This window comes from Rhizobium sp. RCC_161_2 (assembly GCF_041355235.1).
Lineage (GTDB): Bacteria > Pseudomonadota > Alphaproteobacteria > Rhizobiales > Rhizobiaceae > Rhizobium.
The window spans coordinates 12,370-26,094 of record NZ_JBFUPL010000001.1 but is presented as its reverse complement, the minus strand read 5'-3'; the positions used below and the strand labels follow the sequence as shown (position 1 = coordinate 26,094).

The 13,725-nt window shown below is 60.9% G+C and carries 14 protein-coding genes; 7 read left to right on the top strand and 7 right to left on the bottom strand.

The annotated features are described in order from the left end of the window. The first annotated feature begins 209 nt into the window (after positions 1–209). From AB6803_RS00115 to AB6803_RS00085, 7 genes are read left to right on the top strand one after another with little or no spacing between them, the layout of a single operon-like run. Positions 210–1,094 (top strand): dihydrodipicolinate synthase family protein, encoded by an 885-nt coding sequence (locus tag AB6803_RS00115; protein WP_371106946.1) that lies wholly within the window; start codon positions 210–212, stop codon positions 1,092–1,094. A gap of 25 nt (positions 1,095–1,119) precedes the next feature. Continuing rightward, on the top strand, positions 1,120–1,779 hold the full coding sequence (locus AB6803_RS00110) for a GntR family transcriptional regulator (RefSeq protein ID WP_371106945.1): 660 nt from the start codon (positions 1,120–1,122) through the stop codon (positions 1,777–1,779). A 51-nt stretch (positions 1,780–1,830) separates the two neighbouring features. Beyond that, positions 1,831–3,162, top strand: a complete 1,332-nt coding sequence (locus AB6803_RS00105) for an ABC transporter substrate-binding protein (protein ID WP_371106944.1) — start codon at positions 1,831–1,833, stop codon at positions 3,160–3,162. Further along, positions 3,162–4,100, top strand: a complete 939-nt coding sequence (locus tag AB6803_RS00100) for a carbohydrate ABC transporter permease (RefSeq protein WP_371106943.1) — start codon at positions 3,162–3,164, stop codon at positions 4,098–4,100. Before AB6803_RS00105 ends, AB6803_RS00100 begins: the two co-directional genes overlap by 1 nt. Then, entirely contained in the window at positions 4,100–4,921 is an 822-nt protein-coding gene (locus AB6803_RS00095) for a carbohydrate ABC transporter permease (RefSeq protein WP_371107674.1), read from the top strand. The genes AB6803_RS00100 and AB6803_RS00095 overlap by 1 nt, the downstream gene beginning before the upstream one ends. Before the next feature lie 25 nt (positions 4,922–4,946). Further along, positions 4,947–6,005, top strand: coding sequence for an ABC transporter ATP-binding protein (locus tag AB6803_RS00090; protein WP_371106942.1), 1,059 nt, complete (start codon positions 4,947–4,949; stop codon positions 6,003–6,005). After that, positions 6,005–6,955, top strand: coding sequence for a sugar kinase (locus AB6803_RS00085; protein ID WP_371106941.1), 951 nt, complete (start codon positions 6,005–6,007; stop codon positions 6,953–6,955). Before AB6803_RS00090 ends, AB6803_RS00085 begins: the two co-directional genes overlap by 1 nt. Here AB6803_RS00085 and AB6803_RS00080 read toward each other — a convergent pair. From AB6803_RS00080 to AB6803_RS00050, 7 genes are read right to left on the bottom strand one after another with little or no spacing between them, the layout of a single operon-like run. Beyond that, positions 6,952–8,193, bottom strand: coding sequence for a Zn-dependent hydrolase (locus AB6803_RS00080; RefSeq protein WP_371106940.1), 1,242 nt, complete (start codon positions 8,191–8,193; stop codon positions 6,952–6,954). The two genes, AB6803_RS00085 and AB6803_RS00080, sit on opposite strands and share 4 nt — an antisense overlap. After that, positions 8,190–9,032: a BtpA/SgcQ family protein gene (locus AB6803_RS00075; protein ID WP_015918018.1), complete on the bottom strand. Its 843-nt coding sequence runs from the start codon at positions 9,030–9,032 to the stop codon at positions 8,190–8,192. The genes AB6803_RS00080 and AB6803_RS00075 overlap by 4 nt, the downstream gene beginning before the upstream one ends. Further along, positions 9,029–9,934 (bottom strand): ribokinase, encoded by a 906-nt coding sequence (locus AB6803_RS00070; protein WP_371106939.1) that lies wholly within the window; start codon positions 9,932–9,934, stop codon positions 9,029–9,031. The genes AB6803_RS00075 and AB6803_RS00070 overlap by 4 nt, the downstream gene beginning before the upstream one ends. A 6-nt stretch (positions 9,935–9,940) precedes the next feature. Then, positions 9,941–10,711 (bottom strand): glutamine amidotransferase, encoded by a 771-nt coding sequence (locus AB6803_RS00065; protein ID WP_371106938.1) that lies wholly within the window; start codon positions 10,709–10,711, stop codon positions 9,941–9,943. 33 nt (positions 10,712–10,744) lie between these two features. Next, on the bottom strand, positions 10,745–11,830 hold the full coding sequence (locus AB6803_RS00060) for a phosphotriesterase (protein ID WP_371106937.1): 1,086 nt from the start codon (positions 11,828–11,830) through the stop codon (positions 10,745–10,747). A 3-nt stretch (positions 11,831–11,833) separates the two neighbouring features. Further along, on the bottom strand, positions 11,834–12,859 hold the full coding sequence (locus tag AB6803_RS00055) for an ABC transporter permease (protein ID WP_371106936.1): 1,026 nt from the start codon (positions 12,857–12,859) through the stop codon (positions 11,834–11,836). Further along, the gene (locus tag AB6803_RS00050) at positions 12,856–13,650 is read right to left on the bottom strand and encodes an ATP-binding cassette domain-containing protein (RefSeq protein ID WP_153363581.1); all 795 of its coding nucleotides are present in this window, start codon (positions 13,648–13,650) and stop codon (positions 12,856–12,858) included. The genes AB6803_RS00055 and AB6803_RS00050 overlap by 4 nt, the downstream gene beginning before the upstream one ends. Positions 13,651–13,725: the final 75 nt, after the last annotated feature.

Below are 13,725 nucleotides of genomic sequence, written 5' to 3'. Positions count from 1 at the left end.
AGGGTTTGGGAGACGATGCCGCCGGCTACGATTTCGGGGCATCGTAGCATCAACCGGCCCGTCATCAAGGTGCAGGATCACGCCAGACCCTGCCCAGACAGGCTTTCTCCGCGAGATTTTTTCACGCTTCGGCGCGGACATGAGATTCAGGCTATACAACTAACATGTTAGTCTGTATGTACTGACAACACATCTGGGAGGAATGGAACTTGTCGCAGAAATTTGGCCTATCAGCCGCGCTCACCACACCCTTCGACGGCAACGGCGATATCGCCATCGACCCGATGATCAAGCAGGCCAGGCTGAGCCTTACATCTGGATGTTCCAGCGTCACGCTTTTCGGCACCACCGGCGAAGGATCCTCGATCGGCACGCAGGAGCGTGAAGAGGTGCTCGACGGCTTCCTGAATTTGGGGATCGCAGCAAACCGCATCATCGTCGGCGTCATGGCGGATTCCGTCGAGGATGCCGCCGCCCAAGCCGGATCGGCGCTTTCCAGGGGCGTGCGCAATATCCTGCTGGCACCGCCCTTCTACTTCAAGAATGTTAGCGACGAAGGCCTGTTTCGCTGGTTTTCGGCAGTCTTTGCGCGGCTCGGAAACAAAGCGCGCGACATCATCGTCTACAATATCCCCTCCATCACCATGGTGCCGCTCTCCGTGGCGCTGATCGGCCGGCTGCGCAGCGCCTTCCCCGGCGTTGTCACCGGCGTCAAGGATTCCTCCGGCGATTGGCCTTACACGGAGGCGCTTCTGAAGGCGCATAGCGACCTCATCATCCTGATCGGTGATGAGCGCCATCTGGCCAAAGGCGTTCGGCTGGGAGGTCAGGGCGCGATTTCGGGGATGGCGAATTTCGTGCCCCATGAAGTCCGGCTCATGGCCGAAGACGGCAAGGATGATCCTCGCGTCGAGGATTTTGTCCTGGAATTGCTGAAATATCCGGTGACGGCGGCAGTCAAGGTCATGGTGGCGCAACTCTCCGGAGACGAAATCTGGCTTGCAGTTCGCCCGCCGCTGGTTTCAATATCCGGCGAAGGACGGAATCATCTGGCCGGCGCATTCAATGCGCTTTTCAGATCCAAAGCCGCTTAGGCAAACCGGACAGGGAGGGGGACGAATGGACGGCATGAACGAGCAGCCGACATTGCGGGAAAAAGCCTATGCAAGCTTTACCCAGCATCTGCTTGCCCGTGATGTCCGGCCGGGCGAATTCGTCTCGCAGCGCAGGCTCGTGGAGCTGACCGGCCTGCCGCTCGGCGCTATCCGCGAGCTGATCCCGCGGCTGGAGGCCGAAGGTCTGATCAAGACTGTCCCGCAGCGTGGCCTGCAAATTGCCCATATCGATCTCGACCTTATCCGCGAGGCATTTCAGCTCCGCATTTTTCTGGAGAAGGAAGCCGTTGCGCTCTTTACCCGTTCGGCTTCGGACGAAACCATTGCCGGGCTCCTGAAGCAGCACCGCGATATTGCCGATGCCATCCAGGCCGGCGATACGTCACAAGAGCTCGAACTCCATGCGCAATCGGTCGATTGGGGCATGCATGATGCCTTTATCGATGCACTCGGCAACACCATCATTTCGAATGCCTATCGCGTCAATTCGATCAAGATGCGGCTGATCAGCCAGGACCGGTTCCGGATCAACGGACATGTCGGACCGGTCATGGTCGAACATATCAAGGTGCTTGAGGCGATCCAAAGACGATCGGTGGAAGATGCCGTCGCATCTCTCGTTTCGCACATCAACGGGGCAAGAGACCGCGCATTGAAGATTTGAATGAAACAGGCCGCGAATGAGGAGATTTTCGGCCAAAGGAGGAGGAACAACATGTCATCGTCATTCATCAATCCCACGCGCCGCCATTTCATGGCGGGTACGGCGGCTTTAGGGGCAGCAAGCCTGCTCGGTGTCCGCACCGCATCGGCGGCCGTGGACTGGAAGCGCTTTTCCGGAACGACGCTGGAAGTCAATCTGGTCAAAAGCCCGCGCAGCGAAATCATCATCAAGTACCTCAGCGAATTCGAGGCGCTGACCGGCATCAAGGTCAATGCCGAAGCAACGCCGGAACAGCAGCAGCGTCAGAAGACGACGATCGAGCTCAGCTCCGGAAAGCCGAGCTTCGACGTGGTGCATCTGAGCTATCATGTGCAGAAGCGCCAATTCGAAAAAGGCGGCTGGCTCGCCGACATCAGCGGTTTCCTGAAGGATCCGTCCCTGACGGATCCATCGCTGACAGAAGGCGACTTTGCAGAAGCCGGCATGAAATTCGCCAAGGATTCCGATGGCGTTCTGCGCTCCCTGCCCTTCTCGGTCGATTACTGGATCGTCTACTGGAACAAGACGCTCTTCGAAAAGAAGGGGCTTGCCTACCCTGAAACCTTCGAGGACATGGCCAAGGCCGCTGAAGCGCTGACGGACAAATCGACCAATACCTACGGCTTCGTTGCCCGCGGCCTGAAGAATGCCAATACGCCGGTCTGGACCGCCTTCATGCTCGGCTATGGCATAACGCCGCTGTCTGCGGACGGCAAGTTGCGCACCACATCGCCGGAAGCAGTGGAGGCCGCCAAGCTCTATCAGCGCCTGATGACCAAGGCAGCCCCTCCCGGCGTTTCCGGATTCAACTGGGCCGAGTCCCAATCCGCCTTTCTGCAGGGCAAGATCGGCATGTGGTTCGACGGCGTCGGCTTTGCGCCGCCGATCGAAAACCCGGAAAAGTCTCGCGTCGTCGGCCAGGTCGGCTATAGCGTCATCCCCAAGGGACCTGCCGGACAAGCAGCCGCCACCTTCGGCGACGGCATCGGCGTGACTGCGGCAAGCCAGAAGAAGGAGGCCGCCTATCTCTTCTGCCAATGGGTGATCTCGCACGAGATGGGTGCGCGGCTGTTGCAGGCCGGCGCTGGCGTGCCGTTCCGCCAGTCCGTCCTTGAAGACAAGAAAGTCCGCGAGGGCGTCAAGATGCCTGGGGCCTGGCTGGATGCCGTCGTCGGTTCCGGCAAGGTCTCGGCACTCGGCCTGCCCGTCATCATCCCGGTTACCGAGTTCCGCGACATCTACGGCGTGGCGCTCACCAACATGATCGGCGGCGCGGATCCGGCAAGCGAGCTGAAGAATGCAACCGCACAGTTCGAGCCGGTGTTGGCGCGAAGCGAGGGGTGATGGCGTCCGTGAGCATCGAGAATACCACGGCGACCGCCGTCAAAACGAGGAGCAAGCCCAAAAGAGGGCTTGTTCCCAACTATTGGCCCTTCGTCATCCCCGCCCTGGTGGTCATTGCCGCGGTCATCGTTTTTCCGTGGGTCTTCACCCTGTGGATGAGCGTGAATAGCTGGACACTCGGGCAATCCCAGAGCTTTGCGGGCTTTGCGAACTACGCCCGTCTGGCGACCGACATGCGGTTCTGGGAGGCGCTGTGGCATACGGTGCTCTATACGGGCCTTTCCGTCATCGCGCCGGTTTTCTTAGGGACCCTTGCCGCCCTGATCTTCGATGCGCAGTTCCCGTTGCGCGGTTTCCTGCGCGGCATTTTCGTCATGCCGATGATGGCGACGCCCGTCGCTATCGCGCTCGTCTGGACGATGATGCTTCATCCCCAGCTCGGCGTGCTGAACTATCTCCTGTCCTTCGTCGGCATCGGCCCGCAGGAGTGGATCTACAATCAGGTCAGCGTCATCCCCTCGCTGGTCCTGGTGGAGACCTGGCAGTGGACACCGCTCGTCATGCTGATCGTGCTCGGCGGTCTCGCCGCCGTCCCGCGCGAGCCTTATGAAAGCGCCGAAATCGACGGCGCCAATGTCTGGCAGAAATTCCGTTATCTCACCCTGCCGATGATCGCGCCCTTCCTGATGATCGCCGTCATCATCCGCAGCATCGATGCGGTGAAAAGCTTCGACATCATCTATGCGATGACGCAGGGCGGGCCGGGAACGGCCTCCGAGACGATCAATATCTATCTCTACAACACCGCTTTTTCCTACTACGACATCGGCTACGGCTCGGCCATGGCGGTCGTCTTCTTCATCCTCATCGTCGCGCTCTCCTTCGTCCTCCTGATGGCGAGACAGCGCGCGAACTGGTCGGACACGGAGACACGATGATGAAACGCAAGACGCTCGACAAGATCGGTCTTCTCTTCGTGGCACTGGTGATGATTTCGCCAGTGGTGCTGTTCTTCCTGTGGATGATCTCGCTCTCGCTGAAATACGAGATCGATAACGGTGCCTATCCGCCGATCTTCATTCCTGACCGCTTCGCCTGGTCGAACTACGTCAAGGTTTTCGAAGAAAACAATTTCTTCCTCTATTTCTGGAACTCGATCATGGTGACCGGGGCCGCGACCTTGCTTGCTCTGCTGATCGGCGTTCCCGCCGGCTACGGTATTGCGCGGCTGAAGGCGGAGAAATCGGCGGTCATCATCATGATTGCCCGCATGACGCCTGGCCTCTCCTTCCTCATCCCGCTGTTCCTGCTCTTCCAGTGGCTCAACCTTTTAGGCACGCTCTGGCCGCAGATCATCATCCATCTCGTCGTGACGGTCCCGATCGTCGTGTGGATCATGATCGGCTATTTCGAGACGACGCCGATGGAATTGGAAGAGGCTGCCAGCATCGACGGCGCGACGCCGTGGCAGGTCTTCCGGCTGGTGGCGCTCCCGATCGCCAAGCCGGGGATCGTCGTTGCCTTCATCCTCTCGGTCATCTTCTCCTGGAACAATTTCGTCTTCGGCATCGTGCTCGCCAGCCGCGAGACGCGCACCCTTCCGGTCGCCGTCTACAACATGCTGTCCTTCGAGCAGGTGAGCTGGGGGCCGCTCGCGGCCGCCGCGCTGATCGTGACGCTGCCGGTGCTGGTTCTTACAATATTTGCCCAGAAGCAGATCGTTGCCGGCCTCACCGCCGGCGCCGTCAAGGGCGGCTGAACTCCCTTTCGAACAGGATCCAATCATGGCACCCGTGAACATACAGAACATCCAAAAGCGCTTCGGCCAGGTCAAGGTCATCCATGATATCAGCGTCGATATCGCCGATGGCGAATTCGTCGTCCTCGTCGGCCCGTCGGGCTGCGGCAAATCCACCTTGCTGCGCATGATCGCCGGCCTGGAGGAGGTCAGCGACGGAGAGATCCGTATCGGCACTCGCGAGGTCAGTAACCTGCCGGCACGCGATCGCGACATCGCCATGGTGTTCCAGAACTATGCCCTCTATCCGCATATGACGGTTGCCGAAAACCTGGGCTTTGCGTTGAAGTTGAGGAAAGCCAGCCCTTCGGACATCTCGGCAAAAGTGGAGAAGGCGGCCGGTATTCTCGGCCTTGAAGCGCTGCTCGACCGCTTTCCGCGCCAGCTCTCCGGCGGCCAGCGCCAGCGTGTCGCCATGGGTCGTGCCCTGGTGCGCGATCCCCAGGTCTTCCTGTTCGACGAGCCGCTCTCCAACCTTGATGCGAAGCTCCGCGTCCAAATGCGCGCCGAGATCAAATCCATGCATCAGCGCGTCGGCACGACGACGATCTATGTGACGCATGACCAGGTCGAGGCGATGACGATGGCCGACAAGATCGTCGTGCTTCATGGCGGCCTGATCGAGCAGATCGGTGCGCCGCTCGACCTTTATGACCGCCCGGCCAATCTCTTCGTCGCCGGCTTCATCGGCTCGCCGGCAATGAATTTTATCGACGGAAAAATTGAAGAGGGCGTGTTCCGCAGCGACAAGGGGCTTATCCTGCCTCTGCCCGAGGGGCTGCCGATCTCGCAATATGGCGGGCGACCGCTGGTCTACGGCATCCGGCCCGAACATATCCGCGCGGCGTCCGGTGGTATTTCGGGACGAGTCGAGATTGTCGAGGGCACCGGGTCGGAGATTTACGCCAAGCTCGATTGCAGCGGCCAGGAAATATCCTGCCTCTTCCGCGAACGGCTCGACATCCGCTTCGGCGATACGGTCGGCATCGCGATCGATGCGGCCAGCGTGCATCTCTTCGACAAGGCGAGCGGCAAGCGGCTCTGATGTCCCCTTCGATCTTCGATCCGCCGGCGGGTGCGCCGAGACACGTCCTCTGTGTCGGTGCCGCCGTTCTCGATACGCTGTTTCGCGTCCACACGCTGCCCTCAGGCCAGGGAAAAGTCCTGCCCTACGAGATGTTGCAGATCGCCGAGGGCATGGCGTCAAGTGCTGCCTATGCGATTGCGCGTCTCGGCGGCAAGGCAAGCCTGTGGGGCGCGGTGGGCGATGACGAGACCGGCGAGCGGATTATCCGCGACCTCAGTGCCGACGGTATCATCACCGATGGCATGTTGCGCGTCGAGGGAGCGCGGTCAGCGCTGTCGACGATCCTAATCGACGACGATGGCGAACGGCTGATCGTGCCCTTTTACGATCCCAAACTCCATGAGACGGTGAAGGCGGTCACAGCGGACGATATCGCGACGGTTGACGCCGTGCTGGTCGATGTCCGCTGGCCGGCGCTTGCGCTGAAGGTGCTGCAAGCAGCAAGGGATGCCGGTAAGCCTGCCATTCTCGACGGCGATGTTGCACCCGCCGGGGTGATCGAACGGCTGGCGCCCGCGGCAAGCCATATCGTGTTTTCCGAACCGGCCGCACATCGGCTCGCCGGCACCACCGATGTCGTGGAGATGGTCCGGCGGCTGAAGCAAAGGTTCAGCCACGCCTTCGTCAGCGTGACCGCCGGCGCTGCCGGCAGCTACTGGTTTGCCGATGAGGGCAGCCAGGTCGAGCACTGGCCTGCCCTCGCCATCAAGGCCGTCGATACGCTTGCGGCCGGCGATATCTTCCACGGCGCGTTTGCCCTTGCCATCGCCGAGGGCAAGACGCCGAAGGACTCGATCCGGCTTTCGTCGATTGCCGCTGCGCTCAAATGCGAGGTGTTCGGCGGCCGTTCAGGGGCGCCGACACGATCGCAGGTTATCGCCCGAGCCAGTCACCAGCCAAGCAGTTAGTTGACGCTTTCCATCGTCGCCTCCAGGAGCAGCCGGGCACCGTTGATGGCATCGGCCGGCTCGACATATTCGGCCTCGTTATGGCTGATACCGTCGCGGCAGGACACGAAAATCATCGCGGCAGGCGCCACCCGGGCGACGAACAGGGCATCATGGAATGCGCCGGAAATCATCCGCTTGTAGGGCAATTCAAGCGCCTTTGCCGCCGCCTCGATCCGGTCCGTCATGAGTTTTGAGAACGAACCGGGCGGCATATCAAAGGATATGGCGATCTTGACGGTGCATCGCTGTGACGCTGCCGCTTCTTCGCAGGCCGCGCGAACCTTTGCTTCGATGGCCGTCAGGGTCACCGCATCCGGATGCCGGATATCAACGGTAAAGGTCACCCGATCCGGAATGGCATTGATCGAACCCGGATGGACTGAAAACCGCCCGACGGTCAGCCGTGCATCATCGTCCTGCGGCATGACCGACATCTGCAACCGGTTCAACGCCGCAGTTGCCGCAACCATCGGATCACGCCGATAGGCAAGCGAGGTGGTGCCGGCATGGCCAGCACTTCCTGAGAAGGTCACAGTCAGCCATCGCGTGCCCTGAACGGCGGTGACGACACCGGCTGCCAGACCTTCACGCTCAAGCGAAGGCCCCTGCTCGATGTGCAGTTCGAGATAGGCGGAGATAGGCGTGCCGAGCGAGCGCATCTCGGCCTCCGGCAGGGCCGCAAGCGTCGCCGCGAGTTCCTCCCGGAAATTTGCGCCATCGCTTGCGGTCGCAGACTGAAAATCATCAGGATGTGCCGCGCCGACAAAGGCCATGGATCCCATGACGCCGGGCGCAAAGCGGCTGCCCTCTTCATTCGTCCAGGCAACGACTTCGATGGCAGCCTCGGTTTCGTGGCCCGCATCCTCCAAAGCCTCCAGCACTTCGAAAGCAGCAAGCGTACCGAGTGCGCCGTCAAAACGGCCGCCTGTCGGCTGGCTGTCGAGATGGCTGCCGATCAGCATCGGCGGCAGCGCCGGATTGCGGCCCTCCCGGCGTATGAAGAGATTGGCGATCGCATCCTGAAACACCTTGAAGCCACGCGCCGCTGAGAGATCGGCGAGAAGACGCCGTGCGGCCCGGTCTTCGCTGCTTAATGCCTGCCGGTTGACCCCACCGGCTTCGGTCTTGCCGATTTCGGCGAATTCGCTCAAACGGCGAAGCAAGCGCTCGCCGTTGACCTCAGGCCTGCCTCTCATCGGCGCAATCCGGCGATGAAGGCCTCGACCCTTTTCAGATCGACGGCATTCCACCAGACACCATCATGTTTGAGCGAACTTGCGACGATAACGCCATCGACAATATCGAGAATGTCATTGGCATTCTCCGGCGTGACGCCGCTGCCGACAAGCGTCGGCAGACCCGCCGCTTCCTTGATCATGCGGATATAGCCGAGATCGGCGGCATGGCCGGTGCGCTGGCCGGTGGCGATCACGGCATCGGCATCGAAGAAGACCAGATCCTTCACCTGTTCCTCGACCGGCCTGTCGGCGACGATGGCGTGCGCCCCGTGCTTGACATGGGCATCGGCGAAAATCTTGATGCCGTTCGCCCGCAATTTGGCGCGAAAGCGCATCGCACGCGCCGCCTCGCCTTCGATGAAGCCTTCGTTGGCGACATAGGCATTGGCCCATTGGTTGACGCGCACGAAGCCCGCGCCGGATGCGCTGGCGATGGACAAGGCGGGAATCGCGGCATTGGCCAGAACGTTGATGCCGATCGGGCGACCCAGTTCCCGGCGGATACGATCGGACACGACCGACATATAAGCTGCGGTCTCCGGCCCGATATCATCGGGCTTCGAGAAGGGGATATCGCCGTGATTTTCGACGATGACCCCGTCGCAGCCGCCATGCAGATAGGCTTTGGCGTCGTCGAGGCCGCGTTGATAAATCGCTTCAACCGCCTCGCCGTCGTAGCGCGGCGCGCCGGGCAGAGGTGCCAGATGGACGACGCCGATCACGACCTTCGTCCTGCCGAAGAGCGAGAGAAGTGCATCGCCGGACGCTTGGCCGACAGGCTTCTGAGAGGGTGTCATAGGCTTTCCGCCTCCATTGTGTTCATGAGTTTCGATAGCTCCGCCCGGCTCGGGCAGGCTTCCAGTGTCCCAGGACGGCCGACCGCCAAAGCGGCAGCCGCAACCGCCAGCCGCGCCGATTGCGCGAGCGTCCAGCCCTTCACTAGGCATCCGGCGAGACATCCGCAAAAGACGTCGCCGGCACCGCTGGTATCGACCGCGACCACCTTGACCGCGGGGATCAGATCGACAGTATCGCCTTCCAGAAGCAGACATCCCTCGGCACCCAGCGTGACGATCGCCGCCCGTGCACCGCGCAGAAGAAGACCTCGAGCGGCTCGCTCGGGATCAGGCTCGCCGGTGATCTCGAACGCCTCACTCTGGTTGACGATGACGATATCAACCGCCGTAAGATCGGGCGCCGCGCCCGACAAGGGACTCGGATTGAGAATGATGGTTGCACCCACAGCCTTCGCAGTCCGGAAGCACACATCGGTGACCGTTGCCCTGAGATTGCCCTGCATGACCAGAAAGTCGCCACGAGCGATCAACGCGGCAAGACCTGTCTCCTGCAAGGGGTCGAAATCAGCGGCGCAGGCAACGCCGCTGACGATCAGATTTTCACCGTCCCGGCTGACAACGATCGTCGATCTGTCGCTTGGCAACGGCTTTTCCGACAATCCGCCCAGATCGAACTCGCCTTTCAGCCGCTCCCTGATGAAGGCAGCGGCGGGATCGGTTCCGAGTGCGGCAAAAAACCGGATATCAGCACCGGTCCTCGCGGCGGCAACGGCCTGGTTCGCGCCCTTGCCGCCGACACCGTCCGCATGGCTTATCGCATTAAGTGTCTCACACGGCACCGGAAAACGATCGACCCGAAATGTAGTATCGATGCAGACGTTGCCGACGACATGGACCGGCATGGCGCATCAATCCTTGGCGGTGGCGAAGGCGAGCATCTGTTCGAACAGCGTCTTGTAGCCACTCCAGGCAATGAAGTCTTGCGGCAGCCAGTGTGGCCCGACATCCGATGTCCAGGCAATGGTGCGCCCCTTGCCATAGCGCCCCGTGACCAGCAGCGGCAGGGAGCCGTAATCGGAGGAAACAGTCGCCAGGACTTCCGCGTCGTCCTTGACGACAACTTCGTTGAAACCGAGTAGAACCGGCCAGTCCTTGCCGAGCCCCGCCAGGATCGGGTGGCTCTCGTCGCCAGTGACGACAGGTGCAAACCCTTCCGGCACCTCGACCCGGTCATCGACGGACAAGCATTCTACCGGCAGGACATCCTCGACCGGCGTCTTGCGGTAACGCGCACCGCCATTGATACCCTGGAAGCTGTAATAGCCGCCGAACATCAGCAGGCCGCCGCCACCCCGCACATAATCGCGCAGCAGGCGCAGCCGGTTCGGCGTCGTCTTCGAATGGATCCAGGTATCCGGATGTAGCAGCAGCGTGTTTGCGCCGATGTCCGACAGGACAACCGCATCATAGACCGACAGTGCCTCGATGGTCTGCGGGAAATCGCGCTGCGCTTCATGCGCCGGCATGAAGGTGACATCGAAGTCACTGTTCTTCAGTGCGGCAAGCAGCTCGTCGGCGCCGGTGTGATATGTCACGGTCGGAAACTGATCGAAACCCTTGATATGGGTTGCCGTCGATACCCAGGATTCCCCGGCGAGAAGGATCTTCTTCTTGGACATGTATGCTCCTTGCAATGCAGATTTCTTGGCCGGTCAAGCGGCGGAAAAAACGGATTTCGGATTGTCGGTGAGCATGCGGTCGATGGCCGCCTGCTCGACACCATGGCGCAGCAGCCGTGGCACGAAATGCTTGAGGATGTAGCCGTAGCCAAAGCCGCCATAGCGCGTCAGCATGATCTTCAGGAAGACATCCTGCGACAGCAGCAAGCGGTCTACAAAGCCCATGTCGACCAGCGACCGGATGGCACGAGCATTCTCCTCATCCGACGGCGATTGTGCGTCCTGATCGGCATAATAATAGTCCATGCCGATCATGTCGTATTCGAGAAAAGCGCCGCGCTCAGCCAAGCCCTTCTGATAGGCGAGGTCGTTGTGGCTCGGGTTCATATGGCAAAGAACAGTGTGCCGGAGATCGGCCCCCTCCTCCTCGACGACATCGAGCACCTTATGCGCCAGCCTCTCCCAACCGGGAAGGTGGATCGTAAGCGGCAGGCCGGTGATGCGGGACGCGCGGGCAGAGGCGCGCAGTGACTTCAATTCCTCGGCGGTAAAATCCTTGCTGACGCCGACCTCGCCGATGATGCCGGCCATGATGCCGGGCTGTTCGGCACCACCGCCGACGTCGTTGACGATGAACTCCGTGACGGCATCAAGGTCCATACCTTTAAGCCATTCCGGATGGGTATGTTCCAGATAGAACCCAGTCCCCATGATGATCTTCATGCCGGACATGCGTGAGATACGCGCGAGCTTTTCCGGATCGCGCCCGATGCCGATATTGGTCGCTTCGATGACCGTATGGCCGCCGAGCGACTGGAATTTCTTCAGCTCGGCCAGCGCCAGATCGCTATCATCCAGCGAGACATTGTCGCGGTTCATATAGGGATTCATCCGCAACTCGCCGACGATCTCGATATTGACCTTCTGCTCGGCAATCTGCCTTTCATCGGGATGGCAGGGGCATTTCCAGGTCCGCGCGCCGTCGAGCAGGATATGCTCGTGCATGAGCGTGATGCCGAGATCATCGACCGAGACCGGTCCCAGGACCGTCATGGCGGTGCCGGATGCAATGCCGATCGGCGCCCGCTCCGGCGGTGAGGTTTCAAACAGATGATCCATGCTTCATCGGCTCCTGACGGCACCCTTGAAGATGCGAAAGTTCAGCCAGATCGCAATCAGGATGATGGCGCCGGTGACGATCGGCGTGAGAAACGGCGACATATGCGCAAGGATCAACCCATTGGCGATGACGGCGACAGTCAGCGCACCAAGAACCGTACCCAGGATCGTGCCGCGCCCGCCAAACAGGCTGGTGCCGCCAAGAACCACCGCGGCGATGACGTCAAGCTCGAAACCCTGGCCGGAATTGGAGGATCCCGAGCCGAGCCGAGCCGCGAGAATGATGCCCGCAAGGGCCGCCGCCGTACCGGACAGCATATAGACGCAGAGGGTGACGAAGCGGGTGTTGACGCCGGCGCGGCGCACCGCCTCGGCATTGGCACCGACGCCGGTCACATAACGGCCGAAAGGCGTCTGATTGAACACGATATAGGCGAGGACAAGGACAAGGAGCGCGATCAACGCCGGCACGGGCACGCCAATAAACCACGCCCTGCCGATTGCCGTAAACGGGCTCTCCGCATCCACGGGGATGGAATAGCCAGCGGTAATCAGCAAAGCCAGGCCGCGCACGACCGAAAGCCCCGCAAGCGTGACAATGAAGGCCGGAATGCGCTCATAGGCAATGAAGAAGCCCTGCAAGGCACCGACGGCAGCGCCGAGAAGCAACATCAGCACGACGACGAGCGGCCAGGCGATACCCGCCTGCAGCGCTGCCGCAGAAAGGGTAGCGGCCAAGGCAAGCACCGACCCGACGGAAAGGTCTATTCCGCCGGTGGTGATGACGAATGTCATAGCGGCGGCAACGATCAGCAACGGTGCCGACTGTCGAACGACATTCAGCAGATTGGGGGCCGTCAGGAAGGCGCTTGTATAGAAGGAAAAGAAGACGCAGACGACGAGGAAGAACAGCGCAATCGAAATGATGCTGCCATTGCTCAGGACTTTGTCGCGCCATCTGCTCTTGTGGATGCGCGAGTGCGGTGCCGCCGCAACGGGCACATTTGCCGTGGAAGAGGATGTCGTCATGCCTGGGCTCCCTGGTCTTGGCGATGGCCGGCCGAGCGTGCCTGGAATTTGCGACCGACGATCAGATTGACGACTTCCTCGATGCTGGTGTCTTCAATTCTGCGTTCGGCGACATTGCGCCCTTCATACATGACCTGGATGCGGTCGCAGACGAGGAACAGATCCTGAAGGCGGTGGGTGATGAGAATGACGCTGACGCCGCGGGCGCTGACCGTCTTGATGAGATCGAGCACGGCCTCGACTTCTGCGACGGCGAGTGCCGCCGTCGGCTCATCCATGATCAGAACGGAAGGGTTGAACGATGCCGCCCGGCCGATCGCGATCGATTGACGCTGGCCGCCGGACAGGTTTTCCACCTTCAGCCGCGTGTCGGCTATGACGATGCCGAGCCGGTCGAGCATGTCACGCGCCTCGTCATGCATCTTCCTGTTGTCGAGAAACGGAAGCCCGAGCAGGTGGCGCCGCGGCTCGCGGCCGAGAAAGATATTGCCGGCCACATCAACGCTGTCGCAGAGCGAGAGGTCCTGATAGACCATCTCGATACGAGCCGCGCGTGAATCGGCGGGGGATGCGAAGCTCACCGTCTTGCCATCGATTTCGATGGATCCGGAATCGGGAATAACCGCCCCGGACAGGACCTTGCTCAAGGTCGACTTGCCGGCACCATTGTCACCGACGAGGCCGAGAACCTCGCCAGGCTTCAGGGTCAGCGATACATTGTCGAGTGTCTGGATCGTCTGGTAGCGTTTGGAGATACCGGTCATTTTGACGCGGTAGATGTCGTCGTTCATGGCGTTTCCACCTGAAAAGAGTCTGCTATGCGGATGTCGCGAGAGCCGTGGCCGCTCAACGGCCACGGTCGCACA